The 1,315-nt window shown below is 66.2% G+C and carries 1 pseudogene; it reads right to left on the minus strand.

Annotation, left to right across the window (positions count from 1 at the left end):
• Positions 1 to 266 precede the first annotated feature (266 nt).
• A pseudogene (locus AC5ZGW_RS46290) lies at positions 267 to 1,294 on the minus strand (IS110 family RNA-guided transposase).
• Between the last annotated feature and the right edge of the window lie 21 nt (positions 1,295 to 1,315).

A 1,315-nucleotide genomic window follows, 5' to 3' on the forward strand; every position in this document is an offset into this window, starting at 1 on the left:
CGCTTTGCCCACCCTTCTGTAACGGGCCTTGCTCAGTCAATCCCTTTTTGCGTCATCCGCTCGCCGGGGTCTCGCTTCTGTACGGGGTCGGTGCAAGACCGCCACCTGATGGGGTTGGAGAGGATCGGTCGGCCAATCTACAGGAGCGTGGTTACGAGCCACCTGGTGGGCAACGGCCTGACCTGATCCATCGTCCCGGCGAAGGGACTTCGCTTCGAGAAGGCCTGGTGTGGTGACCCGCCCGAAAACCTGGTGTGCGCCTCCTGTCAGGCTGCCGCCGCGGCGGCGTTGAACGGGGTTTGATCGACCAGCATGCGGTGCATGATCACCGCCAGGCGGCGGGCGAGCGCCACCTTGGCCTTGCTGATGCCGGCGCGGCGGGCGATCCGCATCGCCCAGCTCTTCAATTGCGAACAGCCCTTGACCGGCTTGGTCAGCATGATGTGGGCGGCCTCGTAGAGCACCGTGCGCACCGCGCCGTCGCCGATCTTGCTGATCCGGCCGGTGTAGTCGGTCTCGCCGGACTGGTGCTTCTTCGGCGTCAAGCCGAAATGCGCCCCCACCTGCTTGGATGATTTGAACCGGTGCGATCGTCGATGGCGCTGGCATAGGTCAGCGCCACGATCGGGCCGACCGCGGGGACCGACGTCAGCAGCCGGGCCTGCATGTCGGCTCGCGCCATGCTGCGGGTCTGCTTCTCGAACGCCGCAAACTCCTTGCGCAGGATCTCGCGCACCGCCAATAGCGCACCGGCGATCCGCTCAAGATGCGGATGGCCGGCGACGAGTGCCTGGATCCGTCCGGCAAACTCGCGCTTCGTCGGCGTGCCGACCTTGAGACCGAAGCCGCGCAGGATCCCGCGCAGGCTGTTCTCGACGTCGAGCAGCTTCGATTGCACCAGCTTGCGGGCGGTCAGCGTCGCCCGCGTCTCCTGCGCGCTCAGCGACTTGCAGTGCACCGGCCGGAACCAGCCCAACCGGATCAGCTGCGCGATCCCCCGGGCGTCGTTGCGATCCGACTTCACCGGCATGGCCTTGAACGCATCCCGCACGTGCCGCGTCTCCAGCAGCTCCACGGCGAGCCCGGCCGCCTTCATCTTTGCAAACAGCCATTGCGACAGCGGGCCGGCCTCCAGCCCGATCCGCTCAAGACCGTAGCCGAGCGCGCGGAACCAGGCGATCAGCGCCTCCGGCTCGCTCGCCACCTTGGCTTCCCGCACGATCTTGCCGTTGGCGTCAACCACACACACGCTCGAGCATTCCAATGACACGTCGATTCCGGCATAGTGCTCCATGGTCGTCTCTCCTCGATGCTT

This window comes from Bradyrhizobium sp. Crot121 (assembly GCF_059512385.1).